This window comes from Paenibacillus sp. 01T442, assembly GCF_056398345.1.
In genome coordinates this window covers 114,092-134,697 of record NZ_JBFTPF010000011.1, presented here as the reverse complement: position 1 = coordinate 134,697, position 20,606 = coordinate 114,092, and the positions used below count along the sequence as shown (strand labels likewise).

Here is a 20,606-nt window from a genome sequence, read left to right as displayed (position 1 = left end):
AATGTGAAATTTGTAACAATTTATTGCCAATTCACAGCTAGCATCTTACAATGAAACTAGTAAACTCGGGGAGGATTATATGGGTAAGAAGAAATGGCTTAAGACTTTAGTAGTAGGACTCTTGTTAATGGTATTTTCGACATATTTCTACACGGTGAACTCCAGCGGTTTATTTTATTTTGTCGAGGGTCCTCTCCAAGATATTTTGCGTGGCGCAAAGTCGGTGGATGAGCGTCAACCGGATGATCGGATTAAGATTGTTAAAATTGATGAAAAATCCCTTTCTGCCATCGGGAAGTTTCCGTGGGATCGAAGTACATATGCCCAAGTCATAGAGAAGTTAGAACAATCAGGTGCAGCTGCGATTGGGATCGACGTTGTGCTTGCTGAGCCATCGAAGAATMCCGCAGACGATAAAGCTTTAGCTGACGTGCTAGCGAAGTATTCCAATATTATTTTGCCAGTACAAATTAACTATCCCTCCAAACAACAGTCAGCAGGCGAACTAGTTCCTGAGCGAATTGATTATCCCTCCTCAACCCTAACGACCAAAAGAGATCAAATGGCCCATATCAATGTATTTGTTGATAAGGATGGCAAAGCTCGTAAACTTCCCGTCGGTTTGCCTGATGAGAAAGGTGCTTACATACCCGCATTCAGTGTGGCTCTTGCGAATTTAGTTTTAGATGAAAATGAAAAGGTAAAGCGCGATTCAGCTACTGGAGAGTGGAAACGCGGGAATGAAGTCGTACCAACGAACGAAAGAAATCAAGTAACAACAGAGTTCTTCACACAGCCGAGACAAAAGGTTGATGCGACGACAGGTTATGAGTTGCTGTCTTTTGTAGATGTACTGAATAGTACAAAAGCATTGCCGCTGAAGGGTAGCATTGTGCTTGTGGGTCCATTTGTTACGGCCATGCAGGATGAATACCCAACACCGATCTCCTCGGTCAAGATGTTTGGGATTGAAATTCATGCCAATATGATTCAAACCCTATTAGAAAGTACTTTCTTCAAAGATGCTTCGAAATCGGCTGGTATTGCGATTATTCTACTTATTTCCTTGTTGGCTATATTTTTATTTGAAAAGTTCAATGGGAAGACAGCGCTGTTTATTTTCCTAGGCATCTTCGTGGTTTATGGTCTTGTATGGTTAGGATTCTATAGTATTGGTTCTATGTTCTTACCGTTGGTGTATCCACAATTTGCACTCGTAACGATCTATGTTTGGTCATTGGTTAGCCATTATTTAGAAGAACGAAAAGAACGGAATCGGGTTACTGGTATTTTCGGTCGATTCGTTTCCAAAACCGTTGTGGACGAACTATTACAGTCAGGTGAAGATGTGAAGCTTGGCGGAAGCCGTAAGGATATTTCATTGATATTTGTGGATATTCGCGGATTTACACCGATGTCGGAACGATTAGAGCCTGAGCAGGTTATTCAAGTGTTAAATGAATATCTAGATGTCTGTACGAAAGCAATCTTTAAGTTCAATGGTACGTTAGATAAATTCATTGGTGATGGCGTTATGGCGATGTTTGGTGCACCGATTGAATATGAGAATCATCCTGAAATGGCCGTACGTGCTGCGATTGAGATGAAGTCTCAAGCAGATATTCTTGAGCAGAAATTGATTAAGAATTATGGTATCGGTGTGAAATTCGGATTAGGTATTAATAGTGGTCCTGCGGTCGTTGGTAACATCGGTTCTGAAGATCTGAGGTTGGATTATACAGCCATTGGAGACACCGTTAACTTATCAGCACGACTAGAATCTAATGCTAAGCCAGGACAGATTTTGATTAGTGAACAGACGTATGAACGTGTCAAAGGTCTATTTGAGATCGAATCCATTGGTGAAATTAAAGTAAAAGGGAAAGAAAAACCCGTTGCTGTTTATGAAGTTATGGGGCATTTGAAATAGAATTGCTGGGAGGCATGCGGAGTGGGAATGACAAAGAAATCATTTATATCAGTGTTATTGAGTTTTAGCTTAGTGTTTAGTTTAGTTTCTGTGCTGTTGGTGAACCCCGTGGATGCGAAAACGGTCCGGGTTGCCATTATTTCAGTATTGTCTGGAGACGTCACGATTAAAAAAGGCGGCGGCTCCAAAACGTATGATGCGTATGAGAGCATGAGCTTAAACCAAGGCGATACCGTTTATACAGGAGATAGCTCCTCGGTAACACTAAACTTAGCAAGTGGAGACGCTGATGTTACATTAGGTGACAATGCGGAACTCAACGTATCAGACCTCAACTCTGCGAATGGAAATAAGAAGTCCAAGCTGAAAGTTTGGGCGGGTTCGATGTGGGTCAAAGTTAAATCATTGGCTGGCGCAGATGATGAATTTGAAGTTGAAACACCAACGGCGGTAATGGGGGTACGCGGAACGCAATTCTACGTTTCCGTTGATCCTGTTTCTGGAAAAACCAAAATGGCTGTTGGATCAGGAAGAGTATCCGCTTCGACAGTAACGTCCAATTCGGATGAGACACAAACCACAACGATTACATACGTGAACCCAACACAAGAAATTTCCTTGGATTCAAGAGATGAAACCAATGATCTGGATTTGAAAGTGGAATTTTTCGACTTAGAGGATTTTATTAAAAATGCTTCGCCAGAAATTATTAAAGAATTAATCCTCAATAAAGCAGAAATAGATAAAGAAAACGATGAGTTTATTGCGAAAAAGCAAAAGGAAATTGCAGATGGAACGTTTACGGGTGATAAAAATTCTTTGAGTATTAAAAACCAGTCTGACCTCGATAAAGTGAAACAAAACTTAGAAAATCTAATCGGTAACGTAGCTAAACAAGCTATTGCTGATAAGAAGCTAGATCAAAAAACGGTAGACGCGATTATTGCTGAAGTCAATAAAAAAATCGATTCAACGGATAAGAAGCTGGATTTATCCAAAGTTAAGCCGCTGGATAAAACGGCAGGTGTGGATCCTGAATTAGAGAAGAAGAAGCAAGAAGAGCTTAAGAAGCTTGAAGAAGCAAAGTTGAAAGCGAAGTTGGAAAACGATAAAAAAGCTGAAGAAGCTAAGCTGAAGCTTGCTGYGGCATTGAAAAAGCTAGAAGAAGAAAAGAAAAAAATTGCAGAAGAAAAGTTAGCTGCGGAAGCTAAGGCGAAAGCTGATGCGGAAGCGAAGTTAAAGGCTACTTTATCAGAGCAAGAGAAGAAGGCGTTCGAAACAGCAAAAGAGGAAGCGAATAAAGGTACTAGTACGACCCCGCCAACGCAACCGGCTTCAGGTGACAATAATAATGGCAATGATAACAGTGGTGGTGACACAGGGACACCCGCACCAACGCCAGTTGTAAGTATGGAAGTTGTAGATAAAGTTGATATACCAATTGGAGAGGTTGCAACCCGTACTAGTTTTAATTTGAATATCAATTTGACTGATTTCATCGACACATATGGTAAAGATATTTATGGTGTAGAAGTCCATTTACTGTACGGTTTCAATGCGCATTATAATTATTATTCAGAGGTTCCGTTTAGCGCCAATTCAGCTATTTTCAATGATCCACTTAAAAGTGCGGATTATATCAAAGCCTATGAATCACAAGGTACACAAAACGAACTTATATATGCTGTAACCAATTTTGGAAGTGCGGCGAATATTTCGGTTACTGGAAAGAAAAAGCTAGTCAGTATTCCGATGGTAACTTTTGGTGCTACTGACATCAGTGTTGGTAAAATTGTGATTGTTCGCAAGAAGGCGAATGGTGGAGTTGAAACTATTGATATTCCACTAACAAGTATTCAATCAAAGTCGGTAGGTACTGGGACACCTATGCCAAATATTGGTCTGCCACCTGTATAGTATTCTAACTTATCAAGTTTATCAGTTGAATTAAAGGAGACTCCAATGAAACCCTTAAAACACATATTTGTTTCAAGTATAATTGCTGCTACGTTGATAGGAGGATCGTCTGCTTTGGCCGCTGGCTTAGAAGCGGACGGTTTGAAATCTAGCACTGGACAAATTCTATCGGATATATCGACCCTAGCAGGCATCGGCGATTTTGAAGATCGTGATGGGGATGCGCTGCAAGCAGCATTTCGTGCCCCAAGCAGCGTGCTGCAGCTTCCAGATGGCAGCTTGCTCATCGCGGATACACGCAACCATGTGATTCGTAAAGTGAAGGATGGCAAAGTCTCCACTTTCGCTGGTCCTGCTCTTGCTGTTACGAAAAATGCACAAGGTTTCCCGACAGGAGGTCTTCTTGACGGAAAAGCTTCAGAAGCTTTCTTTAATGAGCCGACAGGACTAGCGCTTGATGCTAAAGGCAATGTCTATGTGGCAGATGCCGGCAATCATGCCATTCGTAAAATAGACGTTAATGGGACTGTCTCCACAGTTGCGGGGAATGGCGTGCCAGGAAATAAAGACGGTAAGGGTTCGGAAGCTACTTTTAATCACCCGAGTGATATTGCTATTAGTGCTGACGGTACCGTATATGTGGCGGACTCACTTAATCATACCATTCGTAAAATCGCAACAGATGGTCGCGTTACGACGCTCTCTGCGCCTGTCACACGTGTGATTCAGGTTCGTCCAGGCGAAGCTTCCTTCGCGGGCGAATATCACGACGGTAGCCTTTCTACGGCGACATTTAATGAGCCTTCTGGACTTGCATTGGATGGCAAAGGGAATCTTTACGTTAGTGATACAGGGAACCAACGTATCCGTTATATTGATTTTGCATCAGGAAGTGTATCGACAATAGCTGGATCTACGCCAACTGTTGGTGGTTTTGCGATCTATGGGAAGAATGAGTTGTATGCAGCAGGTGATTATGCAGATGGAGAAGCTTTGAAAGCGAAGTTTGACTTCCCGAAGGGTCTGACTGTGACCTCTGAGGGGGGGCTTCTTATCGCGGATAGCTTGAATCATTCGGTTCGATATCTGTGGAATGGCCAAGTCACTACGGTAACGGGTACGCCTCAAACGGGGGAGGCGGACGGCGTTGAGCAATCTGCAGCGTTCTATAATCCTTCCGATGTACTGGTAACAACACAAGGTAATGTGATTGTAGCGGATGCATCGAATAACAAAGTCCGCAAAATTACACCTTATCAATTGCCAGGAGCTGTTTCGAATGATGGACAAGTGAAGGTAGTTAGCGGTAACAAACTTATTTCCTTTGATGCGCAACCTGAAATTCAAGATGGGCGCACCATGGTGCCAGTTCGTGCGATTAGTGAAACATTTGGGTATAAGGTGACTTATGCTGAACGGGCTGGAAAATCAATTGTACAGCTCTCCAAAGGTGATTTGACCGTAGAGTTAACCATTGGTGAAAAGGGGATTACTCGTAAGCAAACTGGTCTGCCAGATTTGAAAGTAGATACAGATGTTGCGCCTTATGTGAAGCAAGATCGTACTTATGTGCCTATTCGCTTCTTCGCTGAACAGATTGGATTGGACGTGCAGTGGCATGCGGCGGTACAAACAGCCATTTTACGTGTGAAAACATTTGTGAAATAGATTTGTAGTTTGAAAAGGTTTGGAACGGGAGATCCCCTGACCAAGCCTTTTTCTTTTTGGACTTCAGCTTTGTGCCTCGATTGCCGATAAAAACGGAGAATAGTGGAAAGTGGACTGGAGGCATGAACGCTTGAAGCCGAATAATCGAAACGATCAATTGACGAAATTCTTCCAACATAATCCGATCGAGGATCCTCAGTATCTCAAGAAATATGTCAAAGAGCATCCAGACCATAAAATGGCGTGGTATTTACTAGGCAGAGAGTATACAGCTCAGGGGAAAGCAGGTAAGGCGGCTTACTGTTTTGCACAGGCTGGGGAAATATATGAAGCTTTTGAGCAACAAAAGATCGTGTTGGACGAGCCGTTGCCTCCCAACTTGACGGTTCCGCGGCAAATCAAAGAAGGAGTTGCAGCTGGAGATCGTCAAGCTCGATCACGTGGTAAACGGAAATGGTTGCCATATCTTGTGATGTTAATTTTACTAGCGCTACCTGCAGGGATGGATCTTGCTCAATCGGATGGGGTGGAGCGTGTAGTCGATACAACAGAGCAGTCTGAGGTGTTGAGCGCGGTTCCAGCGCAAACCGACATTCAGGTGGATAATCCCAGATTAAAGCTGTATTTCTCTGATGGGGATTGGGGCAAGAAGCTGCAACAGATCTTACAACCTCCTGTCAGAGGGACGGGAGAATCTGTAATCATGGATGCGCCTCCAAGTCAAGATGGCAAATGGAAAGAATGGCATCGATCGGTTAGTCCCTTACTTAGTGTAGAGCATGCAGGGACGGGTGGAAATCAAGCGGTGTTAAAGTATTATCAGGCACAAATTTGCTCTTGCCAGGTGGTAGACAGCTCAAAGCTAGTGCCCGTCATTCAAGCTTGGATGCATGATCGTGAAGAAGCGATTATTTTGCAAAGTGCGATTCAGGCCTATCAAAAAAAGACGGGTGTTTTACCAGATAAGCCACAACAGTTAACGAAGCCGTATCCAGATAATCTATTGCCAGGACTTACACCGCAAATGAAGGAGTCTTTTCCTGTTGCTCTACAAAAGGTCGCTGAACTTACGAGTGGGAAAGCAGCTCAGGCATCTAATCTAACAGCAGGGACTGCTACTGGAGGACAATCTCCGCAATCGAATGAAGAGAAGGCATTAGCGGCGAGCAGTTCGCAGCCTGTGGCCTCGCCAGAACCGTTTACTGAGCCTCTTAGGATTATCATTGATACTGAACAGCATCAACTGGCAGTTGTGAGTGGAGATTTCATCCTGAGGCGTTATCCTGTAGGTCTTGGTGGAGATAAGACGCCGCAAGGTGAGTTTATGATCAGTGAAAAAGTACGTAACCCGAATGGCAGGTCGAATGGTGAGTTCGGCAGCCGCGGCATGACGTTGTCTAATACGCTTTACGCGATTCATGGGACGAATAAACCAGCGAGTATAGGCAAAGACGAGTCTCATGGTTGTATTCGAATGCTGCAGCAGGATGTGGAAGAATTATATAACATGGTTCCAGGGCAAACGAAAGTGACGATTGGGAAGGGCGTGTTACCTATTTCTGAAGCGGGTGAAGGAATAGGCGCAGGTGGTGGAATACCTCAGCAAGCGATCGGTTTGCCTTTGGAGACGAAAGATAATAATCCAAATAAGGTCTATAAATGGCTGGATTGAAAAAAAGGAGGTGCAAGTTTGAAGCTTGCACCTCCTTTTTCGGGTTAACACGCAATAAATTTTCAGTATGTAGTTGCTGCAAGTTTCTTCTTGACAATCATTCGGAAAGCGATTACAATTCAAAATGTGAAGTTTTCAATCACTTTAATGAATTCATTTGTTCAAAATGAGCAGTAAAGTCATTAGTACTATGACAACTAAGAAAATCGATCCTGTCCAGTAAATCGCTTTCATATYAACTTCGTTTTTCTGTCTCCGCGAAGCGGTTACTGGTTTGCGTTTGGCCATAAGAATCACCTTTTCCATTAGGATTAAACGAGATGATTCTATCATATCATAAGTAAGCGCATTCAACGAATAAGAAAAAATGAGCAATTTTATAAAAAGAGTATTGACGTTCATGTCATTATATTGTAAGATTTAATCACACGGAACACATAAAACAATTGAATATGTCAGTTTTAATAACATGTTACCGCAAGGGCATTAGTTATTAGAAGAAATGCAAGTCTTCTTCTATAACTATGCCCTTTTTATTTTGCCAATTTTGAATCATGAAAGGGGTTGATCGTGCAAACTAAGACGAAGTTTAACTATCGGGTACACGCTTCACCAATAAATTATTAGATGAATTAAAAAAGGGAGAAGATGATCACATGAACATGAAAAAATGGTCAACAATTGGTTTGGCAACGTCAATGGCACTCGTAGCTGCAGGTTGCGGTAAATCCACGCCGGTAGAAACAACAAAACCAGCAGCATCTGTGGCTCCAACAGCTGCAGCATCCGCAGCTCCTACTGCAGCAGCTTCAACTAAACTTACTGGTGATTTTGAAATCCAATACTTTGTTGGCGGATACGGCGACAAATGGTGGAAAAAAGTTATCGCTGATTTCCAAGCGAAAAACCCTGATTTGAAAATTAAAGAAAGTGCGGGACCAAAAATCAACGAGCAAATGAAACCCCGTTGGATCGCTGGTAACCCACCTGATTTTGTATACATCGATGGACCTGAGTTGTTCGACCGCCAAATGGTTACAGACGGACAACTGGAAGATTTGACGGATTGGATCAAAGACGCTAAAAACGTGGATGGCGAGAAAATCATTGATTTACTTGCACAAAAGCCACAACAATTTGACGGTAAAACGTACAACATTCCTTTCGTAATGAGCTCATGGGGTATTTTCTATGATAAAGCTCTTTTCAAAGACAAAGGTTGGGCTGAGCCAAAAGATTTCGAAGAGTTCTTGGCTGTAAGTGAGAAAATTAAAGGTGCTGGCATTAATCCATTCATCCACACTGGTAAATATCCGTACTACATCAACGGTGGCGTATTGCTTCCAGCGATTGTATCTGCGAACAACAATGACTACAAATTGCTGCAAGATATGTCCACAAACAATCTTGAGGCTTGGAAAAACCCTGCAATCATCAAAGGTCTAAACAAAATCGTTCAAATGCGTGATAAAGGCTACATCGACAAAGCATCCGTACAAATCAACCACACGGATTCCCAATCCTTGTTCCTACAACATAAAGACGCATTCATCCCGAACGGTCTATGGTTACCAAACGAAATGGCGAAAGACGTTCCAGGCGGCTTTGACTTCGGATTCATTCCATCCATTACGCAAGATAAAGGTGGAAAAGTTGTAGCTAACACGTCCACAGCTACTTTCGGTATCGCGAAAAAAGCGAAAAACAAAGATGCTGCAAAAGCATTTATGCAATTCGTATTCTCCAAAACACAAGCTTCCCAATGGGCTGAGCTAAGTGGTGCTCCTTCCAACGTTAAAGGTGATATTTCTTCTTCCAAAGCTCCTAACTTCGTTAAGGATGCTGCGAAATTCTTGTCATCCCCTGATACTGTAGTTGTACCAACCGTTTCCTTTGCTGCTGACGTAGACAAAGCTATGCAAGATGCAACAGTTGCTTTGACAATCGGCACAATTACACCTGAACAATGGGTAACTCGTGTATCTGATGTTGTTGCAAAACAAAAGAAATAGGAACTGAATGAAGCAGTGCGGGGAACAACAAAGGCTTAGCTGCCTAAGGCGTTCTCCGCCATTTTAATGATAGGACGGTGACGATAGAATGAAGACCAACTCGAAAAAGCTGAAACGGAATTTATTCATCGCTTCATTCATCATTCCGACTTTTCTATTCTTCTGCGTATTTACGATATATCCCGTTATACAGGCGTTACAGAAGTCTTTCTATGATTGGTCAGGAATGTCTGAAAATAGCGAGTTTATTGGTTTTGATAACTTCGTTGAGCTTTTCAAAGATCCGATTGTACTTAGAGCCATTGGAAATGACTATTTCCTAGTTGTGGGTAAAGTAATTGGAATTATGATTCTGGCGACTTTCTTCGCCGTAGCGTTAACAAGATTCAACTTGAAGGGTTCTGGTTTCTTCCGAGCCATCTTCTTTATCCCGAATGTCATTTCAGTCGTTGTTATCGGCGTACTTTGGAATTTCATTTACAATCCGCAAATCGGTTTCTTGAATGCTTTCTTGTCTCTCTTTACTGAGAAAAAAGTAGATATTACTTGGCTAGGATTTCCACAGCACACGATCTGGATGCTTCTACCCCCAACAATTTGGGCAGGTATCGGCTTCTACATGATCCTAATGATTGCTGCAATCGTGAATATTCCTGCTTCCTATTATGAGGCAGCTAATATAGACGGAGCTGGTCAAGGGGCGCAATTCCGCCATATCACCATGCCGCTCATCTGGGAGCAGATTAAGGTTTCCATCGTTAACATCGTTATTACTACACTCAACGGCTCCTTCGTAATTGTTCAGCTAATGACCAATGGCGGACAGCCCGATAATACGACGCAAGTTATGGGTTCTTATCTGTATCGGATGGCTTTTCAACAGTATCATTTCGGTTATGGAGCAGCCATTGGTGTCATGATTCTGATCGTGTCACTTATTACAACACTGATCTTGCAACGTATCATGCGCCAAGAAACGATCGAAATGCACTAAAGTCATCATAGACAAAGATACTGAGGGAGGGAAACCATCGTATGGCTATCAAAAATCCATTAGCGAAAATGTTAGTCTGGATCATTCTGATCATATGGAGTGTAGCCGTGCTCTATCCACTTGTGTGGACATTGCTCGATGCGCTCAAAAATAATGAACAATTTTTCTTAAATGCACCATGGGCATTGCCTAAATTCCCATTACTCTGGTCCAACTTCTCGTATGTATGGAGTAAATACAATTTCAGTACATACTTCCTGAACTCCATTGTGGTGACGGTAGGAAGTACGCTACTGGGGATGATCCTTGCAGCGATGACGGCTTATATTTTGGCGAGATACGATTTTAAAGGGAACAAATTTCTTCTTACGATCTATATCTCTTCCATGATGATTCCGTTCGCACTTGCTTTGATCCCATTGTTCTTCTTATTGAATGATTTGCACCTTATCAATACGTGGTTGGGGCTAATCCTCGTCTACGCGGCACTGAACTTGCCTTTCGGGATCTTCTTGCTTGTTGGGTTCTACAAATCGCTACCCAAAGAAATTGAAGAAGCAGCGATTATTGATGGAACTTCACACTATGGCACGTTCTTCCGGGTTATGTTACCATTGTCACAGCCAGGTCTGATTACGGTGATGATTACGAACATGTTGAATAACTGGAATGAATACTTCCTAGGGGTTGTTCTTACGAACGAGCCTACGAAGTACACGCTTCCAATTGGTTTGGCTGTTATGCAAGCTGAGATGCAATATCGTGTAGAATGGGGTCCATTATTCGCCGGATTGCTGATCACAACATTACCGACTTTGATCGTATATATGATATATCAACGCCAGATTGCAAGTGGGATTACGGCAGGAGCTGTGAAATAACTGTATATGGCAATGCATAGAAAAAACACCTTAACCTAGAGGAATTTATCCTTTCGGAGGGGTGTTCTTTCTACTATAATGGGGATAGGTAAAAGCAAACAAGAAACGGCCAAACTTGTGGGCTATAGGTGAATCTGATGAGTGTAATGTATGCATTTCAGAAGATGGGGAGATCGTTGATGATCCCTATTGCGGTGCTGCCGGCAGCATCCATTCTTCTTCGAATTGGTAAAATGTCTTTTAATGATCCATTCCTTGTTCATGTGGCTCAAATTTTCGAGCTAGGTGGAAGCGCAATTTTTGATAATTTGCCACTCATTTTCGCAATAGGAATTGCGATTGGCTTAACATCTGGAGAAGGCATTGCTGCTTTAGCAGCTGCGGTTGGATATTTGGTCTTTGATAACGTTCTTAAACATTTTCAAATGGTTTCAGGCAGCTCAGAGCCATTGGATACAGGCGTGCTAGGTGGGATGATGGTGGGGATGCTTTCTGCTACATTCTTCAATCGATTTAGTCATATTCAATTACCTAAGTCGCTTGGATTCTTCGGCGGAAAACGGTTTGTTCCAATCGTGACATCCCTAGTTATGGTTTTCCTTGGTGTAGTCGTTGGGCTTATCTGGCCACCCGTACAGCGAGGGATAAGTGAAGTAGGATTATGGATTGTAGATAACGGAAACATTGGGGTTTTCATTTACGGTGTCATGAATCGCTTGCTCATTCCAACTGGTCTCCATCATGTCATTAATAATATCGCTTGGTTTCAAATAGGGGATTTCGTTACTCCAGCAGGAAAAATGGTACATGGGGATATTTCACGCTTTTTCGCAGGGGATCCTACAGCCGGCATGTTTATGACAGGTTTTTATCCTGTTATTATGTTTGGCTTACCAGCAGCCGCGCTTGCTGTCGTTAGAAGTACTTCTTCTTCTACAAGGAAATTTGTAGCTCCAGTCATGTTAACTGCAGCACTGACGAGTTTTCTAACAGGCATTACAGAGCCAATCGAATTTGCGTTTATGTTCGTAGCCCCTGGTCTTTATGTGATTCATGCAGTTCTTACAGGTTTCTCCATGCTCATTTTGAATATCCTTCAAGTGAAAATGGGTTTTGGTTTCTCGGCAGGCTTTATTGATTTCGTGTTGAACTGGCACTTGGCGACGAATCCCTATTGGATTTTACTCATTGGAGCCGTTTACTTCATTTTATATTTTATAACCTTTCGAGCTTATTTACACTTCTTTCCGATGAAAGTAACAAGTAAGGATGATTTTGAGCAATTTGTTGAGGTAGAAGCTGCTGAAGAGAAACCTTCTCTGGTAGATCGCCCAACACGTATTCTAAATCATATTGGCGGAGCTTCTAATATTATCTCCATTGATGCTTGTATTACACGACTGCGTCTTCTGGTTAAAGAAGAGGTACTCGTGCAAGATAACGAGCTGAAGGAATTAGGTGCTATCGGTGTCATCCGGTTAGGAAAAGGCAACGTTCACGTTGTTTTTKGGACAGAATCAGAACAAATTCGTGAAAGCATTAAACCTTTACTAGGTACAAAATGAGAAATAATCAGGACAAGCCTAAATATACCCCACAAAGTGACGTATGCCTTCGAAGTCTATTCCGATTACTTTGCGGGGACCCCGAAACTATAAATTGGGAGGTGTCTTATGATTGAACGGACGATCATACATGTTCTATCCCATAACGTGGTGATGGCGCATTTAAGCTMAGGGAAAAATTCCATTGCATTTGGTAAGGGGATCGGATTCAAGAAAACACCTGGTATGCTAATTGGTGAAGGTGAAATTACACAAGAGTTCCTTTTACATACATCGGAAGTACTGAAAAACTATGAACAAATCCTAAATGCCGTCGATGTGAAAATCATCGGGATCACCGAAGAGGTGATTGCCTACGCACAAAGCATGCTGGAAGGCGATTTCTCTGAAACGATCCATGCATCGCTCGTAGATCATATTAACTTTGCGGTTGAGCGGCAGAAGCGCGGAATCTTCATTACGAATCCATTTGCCTATGAAATTGGATACATGTACCCGGAGGAATATAAGGTTGCTAAGAAAGCTGTTGAATTCCTGAATGAACATCTAGATGTGAAATTGCCTGAGGATGAGGTTGCTTTCTTGACGATGCATTTCAACAGTGCGCGTAAGAAAGAGCAAGCATCCGATTCTCTAGCTGTTGTCAGAGTGGTCTCTCAAACGATCGAATCTGCGAAGGAACTTGGCTTTAATTTCGATGATTCGTTCTMGACACTTCGCTTTATCTCCCATTTAAAAGGTGTAATTGAACGGGTTAAGTCAAAGAAAACGCTACAAAACTCACTCCTTTCCAAAATTAAAGAAGAATACGGCGACACTTACGTGAAGKCCAAGGTTCTATCGTTAATGTTAAGTGATTCCCTGCAATTAGAAGTACCTGATGATGAGACGGGATACTTAACGATGCATTTGGAGCGATTGCTGCAACGCACAGAAGTGTAGGTGGAAATAAATATAAGCTAAAGCATTCCCTTGCAACCTTTGTGGAGCAGGGATTTTTTGTGTGAATACAAGGTTTAAGGTCTTAAGTGGATTGCATATTTCTACATTGTCAGCTAAACTGACTGTTAGAGTACTTAGAGAGAACGGAGTGCATAGGACATGCTGTATAAGAAATTAGCTAAGCCTTTTTTGTTCCGAATGGATCCGGAAAAAGCGCATCATTTAACGATTGACGGTCTGAGTGTTGTTGGGAATTTACCAGGAGGCAAGCAGCTGCTTAAATCCATATATGGGGTCCCAGAATCACCTCAACTAACTCAGGACCTATGGGGATTACACTTCGGTAACCCAGTCGGCCTTGCTGCAGGGCTTGATAAAAACGCAAAAGCGGTCAAAGGATTTTCACAATTGGGTTTTGGATTTATGGAAGTTGGTACGATTACACCTAAACCACAACCTGGTAATGAGCTGCCTCGTTTGTTCCGTCTTCCAGAAGATAGAGCACTGATTAACCGGATGGGGTTTAACAATGTAGGTACAGCTGAAATGGCACACAACTTAGAGAAAACAGGAAAACGTGTGATTCCAGTTGCCGTAAACATAGGGAAAAATAAATCGACGCCTAACGAGCAGGCTGAGGAAGATTATCGAGCTTGTATTATAGCGTTATATACATATGGAGATTTCTTTGTTGTTAACATAAGCTCACCAAACACACCTGATTTGCGTAATTTACAACATGGCGATGATTTGAAACGCTTGTTGTCTACGGTGCGGGATGAAATGCAAGTGCAACATAAGAAGCATGGTGGCGCGGCTAAACCGGTACTTGTCAAAATAGCGCCTGATCTAACGGACGATGAGCTTGATCTCACTGTACAGATCATTAAGGAAAGCGGAATATCTGGGATCATTGCTACGAATACCACGCTAAGCAGAGAAGGTTTACGTCATGCTAATCGCGAGCAAGCGGGCGGGTTGAGTGGATTGCCATTAACAAAGCGCTCAACAGATGTTATTCGACGCGTGTATCAATTAACAGATGGCAAGCTGCCGATTATTGGGGCTGGCGGGATTTTCACTGCGCAAGATGCGTATGACAAAATTCGGGCTGGAGCAAGTCTTATTGAAGTATATACGGCATTAATTTATGAGGGACCAGGTCTGCTTGGGCGTATAAATAAAGGGCTTCAAGAATTGTTAAAGAGGGATGGTTTCACACATATTTCCCAGGCAATAGGCGTAGATTCGCACTAACTTCATTCAGAATGGAGGATACATGGATGGATGGACGAGACTGGAAGAAATTTCTACTGCCTTATGAACAAGCGGTAGAGGAATTGAAAGTAAAGTTCAAAACATTACGTGGCGAACTCAAAAGTCGTGAAGAGTACGCACCTATCGAATTTGTAACGGGACGCGTTAAGAAAATTTCAAGTGTGCTGGAGAAAGCGAAGCGTTTGAGTGTGCCGATGGACCAGCTAGAATCAGGAATTGAAGATATCGCGGGCATTCGTATTATGTGCCAGTTCGTAGAAGATACGGAACGTCTGGCGGAGCTTATCCGCAGCAGACAAGATATGAGTGTTGTCTATGAKAAGGATTATATTACGAATAAAAAGCCAAGCGGATATCGAAGCTTTCATATTATTATAGAATATCCAGTGCAAACCGCACTTGGAATGAAGAAAATTTTGGCAGAGGTGCAAATCAGAACGTTAGCCATGAATTTCTGGGCAACGATCGAGCATTCTTTGAATTATAAATATAAAGAGCAATTGCCAGTTGAGGTTCGGGCTCGTTTAAGTAAGGCGGCAGAAGCTGCCTATCAGTTGGATCAAGAAATGTCGAGTATCCGCGGAGAAATTGTTGCTTCCCAACGGATGTTTGAAGATAACTCTAATTTAATCAATCGTGTGCTGAATAATATTCAAGAGTTGTATTTCTACCATCGCGTACGAGAAGCTGCTCAGTTTCAATTGCGGTTCAATGAGATTTGGGAAACAGAAGAAGGACTTAGTGATTTATCTGCCGATATCGAGGCTGCCATCTCGCGTGCCAAAAAAGGAGATAATAGCTAACCCATGAGCGAATATGACCGATTGTATGTCGCTTTTCTGTACTATTTTAACGATCAGCGGGATTATTTCGAATGTCATGAAGTGATGGAGGAGCTTTGGCTGGAAGAAGGCCGAAATCCGCTATATCAAGGTCTGCTGCAAATTGCAGTAGGCCTTTATCATCATTTGAATGGCAATCCAAGCGGTTCTATTAAACTGTTTAGTGCGGGGTTGGACAAGTTGGCACCTTATCCTGTTCATACGCTGGGGATTGATCTAGGTTTATTAGTGAAGGATAGCAAGGTTTATCTGGAGAAGCTGCTGAAATTGAAAGAGGAACCGTTTCTTCCCTATGATTTGGATATTAAGATTTTGGATCAAGAGCTTGAGGATCTTGTGGAAGATTTGAGATTGGACCCACCGGTAGGTAGTGAGCATCATTGAAAAGAAAGGACTTCTCACCAATGGGTGAAGAAGTCCTTTTGTAGGTTTCGATATTTAATGGCGTTAACCTTTATATTTTTGGAAGAAGGATTTGAATACTTCAGGCGTATTGCCGACTGTAGATCCAGCCTCAGGAACCCCGCCAACAATGCGATCTACTTCTACCCCGTTTTTGTAATAAACTAAGGTAGGTGTTGATTCAATCTTGTACTTGTTCCATCCATCTTTGAACTCTTCCAAATTGAATTGCTTAACATCAAGATTAAGCTCTTTCTGTATGGGAACTAGAACCGGCGTTGTCACTTTGCAATGAGGGCAAGTTGACGCATAATAGTACTGGAAGAATGTCTCTTTGTTCTTCAATCTTGCATCTAAATCTGCTGGTAAAATTAAGTTCTGGTAGTTCGGATCGTTTAACTGTTTCACAGTCTCTGGATTGAGCTTGGATGCGGCAACTCCGTAAGGATTACCAGCATTCGCTTTATCCGAAGATTTGGTAGATTGCTGATTAACGAAGTATAAACCACCGAATAAAATAACAACTATGCCTAAATAAATAAGCAACTTCTTCATGTATGCACCTCTTTAAAATGTTTACTTTCTACTATCTTCTATAAAAAGTATAGCATATCCTGTAGGATTTCGTAAAAATATTGGCTGTTTCGTGACAACTCAGCTATAATACCGTTACACTGTACCATGGAAACACAAATTGTCGGATCAAATGGGATTTTATATAGAAAGCGAAGATGTCGAATGGCGAAGCAGCTACCACCCCTTTTTAGGGAGAAAATGATTGATTTATTAGGTAAAGAGGAGTTTGAGCAGTTTCTTGCTTCCTATGATGAACCACGCGTTTATGGATTGCGGGTAAATACGGGGAAGGTGGAGCGTGCTGAATTTTTGGAGAAGAGTCCATTTCATTTGACGCCTATACCTTGGGTTTCGGATGGTTTTTATTATCAAGAAGGGGAACGCCCAGGTAAGCATCCGTATTACCATGCTGGACTTTACTATATCCAAGAGCCGAGTGCGATGGCACCTGTGGAGCTGTTAGAGATAAAACCAGGGGAGCGGGTTCTGGATTTATGCGCAGCCCCAGGTGGGAAATCGACGCAAATTGCCGCGAAGCTACAAGGTGAAGGTGTGCTAGTTGTGAACGATATTCATTCAGATCGGGTCAAAGCCTTGGTTAAAAATTTAGAGCTGCTCGGTGTCCGAAATGCCGTAGTTTTGAATGAAAAACCAGAGCGGATGTTGATTGCTTTCCAGGGGTATTTTGATAAAATTTTGATTGATGCGCCCTGTTCAGGTGAAGGGATGTTCCGCAAGGAAGAAGAAATGATGGGACAATGGGAGCGTCATTCTGTTCAGGAATTTGCTGCGATGCAGAGAGAACTTTTGGCGCAAGCTGCGGTGATGTTGGCACCTGAAGGCAGGATCGTGTACTCGACCTGTACGTTCTCACCGGAAGAGAATGAGGCTCAGATTGCGGAGTTTCTGGACAAGCATTCTGCGTTTGATGTCGTGCCTATTGATGGATTCAGTCCTKGGCGGTCGGATTGGTTGAGGGAACCGTGGTGTGAGGCGGATGCGTATAGTGCAAGGGCAAGGGATGCTGTGGCAGGGACGGCGAGGTTGTGGCCGCATAAGTTGCGGGGTGAGGGGCATTTTTTGGCGGTTTTGGGTTTGGGTGTTGAGGAAAGAGTGAGTGCGGGAGCGAGTGCAAGTGAGAGTGCGAGTGAGAGTGCGAGTGCGAGTGCGAGGGAAAGTGCGGGGGCTGCCGGCTTTGTGGCGGCAGCGGGGAAGCGTAGCKGCCGTCCCGCGCTACGCGGGAAGGGCCGTGCTGAGGCACCGCCTAGCACGGGGGTGAGCTTGGAGCCGCTAGAGGCGTTCTCCGGTGAGCTGCTGCGCAGCGAGCCTTTCGCCCTGAGGCGGCTGGTCTGTTACGGCGAGCACGCGTATGCGTCGCCGGCGGGCTTGCCTGAGCTGCACGGACTGAAAGTCGTGCGGCCTGGCTGGTACATCGGCGCGCTGCACCGCGGCCGATTTGAACCGTCCCATGCGCTAGCCATGGGACTGCGTTTGCGCGAGGCCAAGCGAGCTCTGAGCTTGGCTTCGAGCGACGAGCGAGCCCTTCGATACCTGAAGGGCGAGACGCTCGAAGTCGCGGAGAGCGAGATACTCCGCGATCCGGAAGAGACCAAGGCAGCCAAAGGCTACTGCCTAGTCTGCATTGACGACCATCCCGTCGGCTGGGGCAAATGGCTCAACGGGATGTTGAAGAACGAATATCCGCCCGGCTGGAGGTGGACCTAAACGGTCATGAAACAAACACAACGACTCGATAAAATACTCGCCCATGTGGGCATTGGCACCCGTTCTGAACTTAAGCGCCTMGCCAAAGAAGGTGCAATTTACGTCAACGGTGTGAAGGTCAAAGACAGTGGTATGCAAGTAAATCCTGATAAGGACACCATTACCGTGAATGGAGAGCTCGTCACTTATCGCGAGTTTGTTTATCTTATGATGAACAAACCGCAGGGGGTGGTCTCGGCAACGGAAGATAATCGGGATCGCACGGTTGTGGATCTTTTGGACGAAGAATATGCTCCGTTCGAGGTGTTCCCAGTAGGCCGATTGGACAAGGACACAGAGGGCTTCCTTTTGCTCACAAACGATGGCAAACTGGCACATAACCTGCTCTCACCTCGCAAGCACGTTCCGAAAACCTACTACGCTAAAGTTGAGTGGGAGGTTAACGAAGCGGATCGGAAAGCTTTTAGCCATGGAGTAACTTTAGATGATGGTTATGAGACGTTGCCTGGTGATTTGAAGATTTTACAGACCGGAAATGAAGCCGCTGGAATCCCTTCAGAAATCGAGCTTACGATTATGGAAGGTAAGTTCCATCAGGTGAAACGCATGTTCCAAGCTGTTGGCAAACAAGTCGTTTTTCTGAAAAGGATGTCGATGGGCCCGCTAGCACTTGATCCTGAGTTGGCCTTGGGTCAAGTCAGAGAATTAAGTATAGAAGAGCTCTCGGCTCTACGAAATGCCAACGAGAATCAAAATTAACTATACAAAAATACTAGAATATGGTATTTTCATGGTAGTGAAATTGATTTGTGCGGAAGAACCGCCTAGTTATTGCTGCTTTGTAGCAATGCTAGGCGGTTTTGCTGTTTTTAGTGGAAATATGTCGAAAATAGGTAGACATTTACAATTATGAAATGAGATACTACCAATAATTGGGTATATTCAAACAGGGGGAGATCTATTTGAAAAAATCTTTTATTCTACTTTCAACTGTATTATTATTCACGGCTTGTCAATCCTCGACCTCAGCCGCTGATTCACCATTACCAACTCCGAGTGCAGTCACTGCGATAAAACTAAAAGACGTTTCTGACCACTGGGCTATGTCTGCCATAGAAGGCGCTGTGAAAAAAGGGTATGTCGACGGATATGAAGACTCCACATTTAAGCCTGAAAATAATGTTTCCCGTGCTGAGTTTGTGAAAATGGTCATAACGGCGATAAAGGAGCCTGTGAAAAGCGTTTCATCAKGGTCGGATTGGTCTTCTCCCTACATTGCTGCCGCTATAAACAAAGGTATTCTGAGAGAATCGGATTTCTCGATAGATAACGTCAATGATCCGATTTCTCGCTTAGAGATGTCTCGTATTTCATTACGTGCAATAGACGTGACGTTACAGAACAAAGCAATTCAAATAGATAATGATTCAGTCATGTATAACGCAGCCAAAACAGGACTTATTCAAGGCATGGCAAAAGGGGCATTAGAGCCAAAGAGCTCGACTACACGAGCTCAATCAGTAACAATAATTGAGCGTATTCTCAAAGTGAATCAAGGAGGTACGTTAGAAATTGATAAGTATGCCGTTGGGAATGCTGAACTAGAATTGAAACATACTAATATATTTACGGTWATGCCACATATTTTCGGAGGGGAACAGATTGAAAAATGGAATCCGGAAAATCTTACTCTTGAAACCGGTGATGGATTGTATAAGGGAACGATGGATCAAATCGTTGCTATAGATTTAGAAGATCCGAACGATCCCAATTTAGGGCTTTTAGGAGATATAAGTGAGCTCAAATGGCATAACGGCATGACTGTTAAGACTAGTAAGTTTGTAAAAGATGGATACATGAATAGCTATGTTCTTTATTTTAAGGGGCATGTAGATTACAACAATGATACTACTATATATAAAAACACATCTACGCTCCCCAAATTTGGGTTATATGGTTTTGAAAATGGTGATCCTCAAGCGATGATAGATGGAGAACTAAATACTCCTACACATTTGTTTATTAATAAATTAGGGGACGTGCCCGCAATCATTATCTCTAAAAATAAGAGTGTTCTGAGTTCCTATGCAGGTATATCAATTAGCGCCCCTGCAATACCACCAACACCTAACTACAACAAAAAAATATTTTACAGTTTAATTCCCAAAAAATAAGACGCTCACTAGAAACGGAGGCGATCTC

16 protein-coding genes are annotated in these 20,606 nt (G+C 43.1%); 15 read left to right on the top strand and 1 reads right to left on the bottom strand.

Annotation, left to right across the window (positions count from 1 at the left end):
• The first annotated feature begins 79 nt into the window (after positions 1 to 79).
• The 12 genes from AC1DLM_RS12285 to AC1DLM_RS12230 all read left to right on the top strand — a co-directional run bounded on the left by AC1DLM_RS12285 (position 80) and on the right by AC1DLM_RS12230 (position 16,085).
• Positions 80 to 1,930, top strand: a complete 1,851-nt coding sequence (locus AC1DLM_RS12285; protein ID WP_477570073.1) for a CHASE2 domain-containing protein — start codon at positions 80 to 82, stop codon at positions 1,928 to 1,930.
• Between the two features lie 27 nt (positions 1,931 to 1,957).
• Complete coding sequence (locus AC1DLM_RS12280) at positions 1,958 to 3,847, top strand: FecR family protein (protein ID WP_477570088.1); 1,890 nt, start codon at positions 1,958 to 1,960, stop codon at positions 3,845 to 3,847.
• A gap of 114 nt (positions 3,848 to 3,961) precedes the next feature.
• A complete protein-coding gene (locus AC1DLM_RS12275) occupies positions 3,962 to 5,515 on the top strand; it encodes an NHL domain-containing protein (protein WP_477570072.1) in 1,554 nt (517 codons plus the stop codon).
• Positions 5,516 to 5,645: 130 nt separating this feature from the next.
• A complete protein-coding gene (locus AC1DLM_RS12270) occupies positions 5,646 to 7,187 on the top strand; it encodes a L,D-transpeptidase (RefSeq protein ID WP_477570071.1) in 1,542 nt (513 codons plus the stop codon).
• A 656-nt stretch (positions 7,188 to 7,843) separates the two neighbouring features.
• A complete protein-coding gene (locus tag AC1DLM_RS12265) occupies positions 7,844 to 9,199 on the top strand; it encodes an ABC transporter substrate-binding protein (protein WP_171634044.1) in 1,356 nt (451 codons plus the stop codon).
• A gap of 88 nt (positions 9,200 to 9,287) precedes the next feature.
• Positions 9,288 to 10,193, top strand: a complete 906-nt coding sequence (locus AC1DLM_RS12260) for a carbohydrate ABC transporter permease (protein ID WP_477570070.1) — start codon at positions 9,288 to 9,290, stop codon at positions 10,191 to 10,193.
• 41 nt (positions 10,194 to 10,234) lie between these two features.
• Positions 10,235 to 11,074 carry a carbohydrate ABC transporter permease gene (locus AC1DLM_RS12255; protein ID WP_057310672.1) on the top strand — a complete coding sequence of 280 codons (840 nt, stop codon included), beginning with the start codon at positions 10,235 to 10,237 and terminating at the stop codon, positions 11,072 to 11,074.
• 146 nt (positions 11,075 to 11,220) lie between these two features.
• Entirely contained in the window at positions 11,221 to 12,639 is a 1,419-nt protein-coding gene (locus AC1DLM_RS12250) for a PTS transporter subunit EIIC (protein ID WP_477570087.1), read from the top strand.
• Between the two features lie 108 nt (positions 12,640 to 12,747).
• Entirely contained in the window at positions 12,748 to 13,581 is an 834-nt protein-coding gene (locus AC1DLM_RS12245; protein WP_477570069.1) for a PRD domain-containing protein, read from the top strand.
• Positions 13,582 to 13,740: 159 nt separating this feature from the next.
• A complete protein-coding gene (locus AC1DLM_RS12240; protein ID WP_477570068.1) occupies positions 13,741 to 14,838 on the top strand; it encodes a quinone-dependent dihydroorotate dehydrogenase in 1,098 nt (365 codons plus the stop codon).
• Positions 14,839 to 14,864: 26 nt separating this feature from the next.
• Entirely contained in the window at positions 14,865 to 15,662 is a 798-nt protein-coding gene (gene yjbM / locus AC1DLM_RS12235; RefSeq protein ID WP_477570067.1) for a GTP diphosphokinase, read from the top strand.
• 3 nt (positions 15,663 to 15,665) lie between these two features.
• Positions 15,666 to 16,085: a DUF309 domain-containing protein gene (locus tag AC1DLM_RS12230; protein ID WP_441988086.1), complete on the top strand. Its 420-nt coding sequence runs from the start codon at positions 15,666 to 15,668 to the stop codon at positions 16,083 to 16,085.
• A gap of 63 nt (positions 16,086 to 16,148) precedes the next feature.
• On the opposite strand, the gene AC1DLM_RS12225 is transcribed toward AC1DLM_RS12230, so the two are convergent.
• Positions 16,149 to 16,658 (bottom strand): thioredoxin family protein, encoded by a 510-nt coding sequence (locus AC1DLM_RS12225; RefSeq protein WP_056616221.1) that lies wholly within the window; start codon positions 16,656 to 16,658, stop codon positions 16,149 to 16,151.
• A 126-nt stretch (positions 16,659 to 16,784) separates the two neighbouring features.
• Between AC1DLM_RS12225 and AC1DLM_RS12220 the strand changes: the two genes are divergently transcribed.
• The 3 genes from AC1DLM_RS12220 (at position 16,785) to AC1DLM_RS12210 (ending at position 20,578) form a co-directional block, all read left to right on the top strand.
• Entirely contained in the window at positions 16,785 to 18,404 is a 1,620-nt protein-coding gene (locus AC1DLM_RS12220; RefSeq protein ID WP_477570066.1) for an RsmB/NOP family class I SAM-dependent RNA methyltransferase, read from the top strand.
• 6 nt (positions 18,405 to 18,410) lie between these two features.
• Positions 18,411 to 19,163 carry a pseudouridine synthase gene (locus AC1DLM_RS12215; protein WP_441988088.1) on the top strand — a complete coding sequence of 251 codons (753 nt, stop codon included), beginning with the start codon at positions 18,411 to 18,413 and terminating at the stop codon, positions 19,161 to 19,163.
• Positions 19,164 to 19,366: 203 nt separating this feature from the next.
• On the top strand, positions 19,367 to 20,578 hold the full coding sequence (locus AC1DLM_RS12210; protein WP_477570065.1) for an S-layer homology domain-containing protein: 1,212 nt from the start codon (positions 19,367 to 19,369) through the stop codon (positions 20,576 to 20,578).
• Positions 20,579 to 20,606 lie beyond the last annotated feature (28 nt).

Bases quoted from the DNA above. Each gene is read 5' to 3' on its own strand.
- AC1DLM_RS12265 (WP_171634044.1), top strand. From the start codon at position 7,844: ATGAACATGAAAAAATGGTCAACAATTGGTTTGGCAACGTCAATGGCA.
- AC1DLM_RS12260 (WP_477570070.1), top strand. From the start codon at position 9,288: ATGAAGACCAACTCGAAAAAGCTGAAACGGAATTTATTCATCGCTTCA.
- AC1DLM_RS12255 (WP_057310672.1), top strand. From the start codon at position 10,235: ATGGCTATCAAAAATCCATTAGCGAAAATGTTAGTCTGGATCATTCTG.
- AC1DLM_RS12240 (WP_477570068.1), top strand. From the start codon at position 13,741: ATGCTGTATAAGAAATTAGCTAAGCCTTTTTTGTTCCGAATGGATCCG.
- AC1DLM_RS12230 (WP_441988086.1), top strand. From the start codon at position 15,666: ATGAGCGAATATGACCGATTGTATGTCGCTTTTCTGTACTATTTTAAC.
- AC1DLM_RS12225 (WP_056616221.1), bottom strand. From the start codon at position 16,658: ATGAAGAAGTTGCTTATTTATTTAGGCATAGTTGTTATTTTATTCGGT.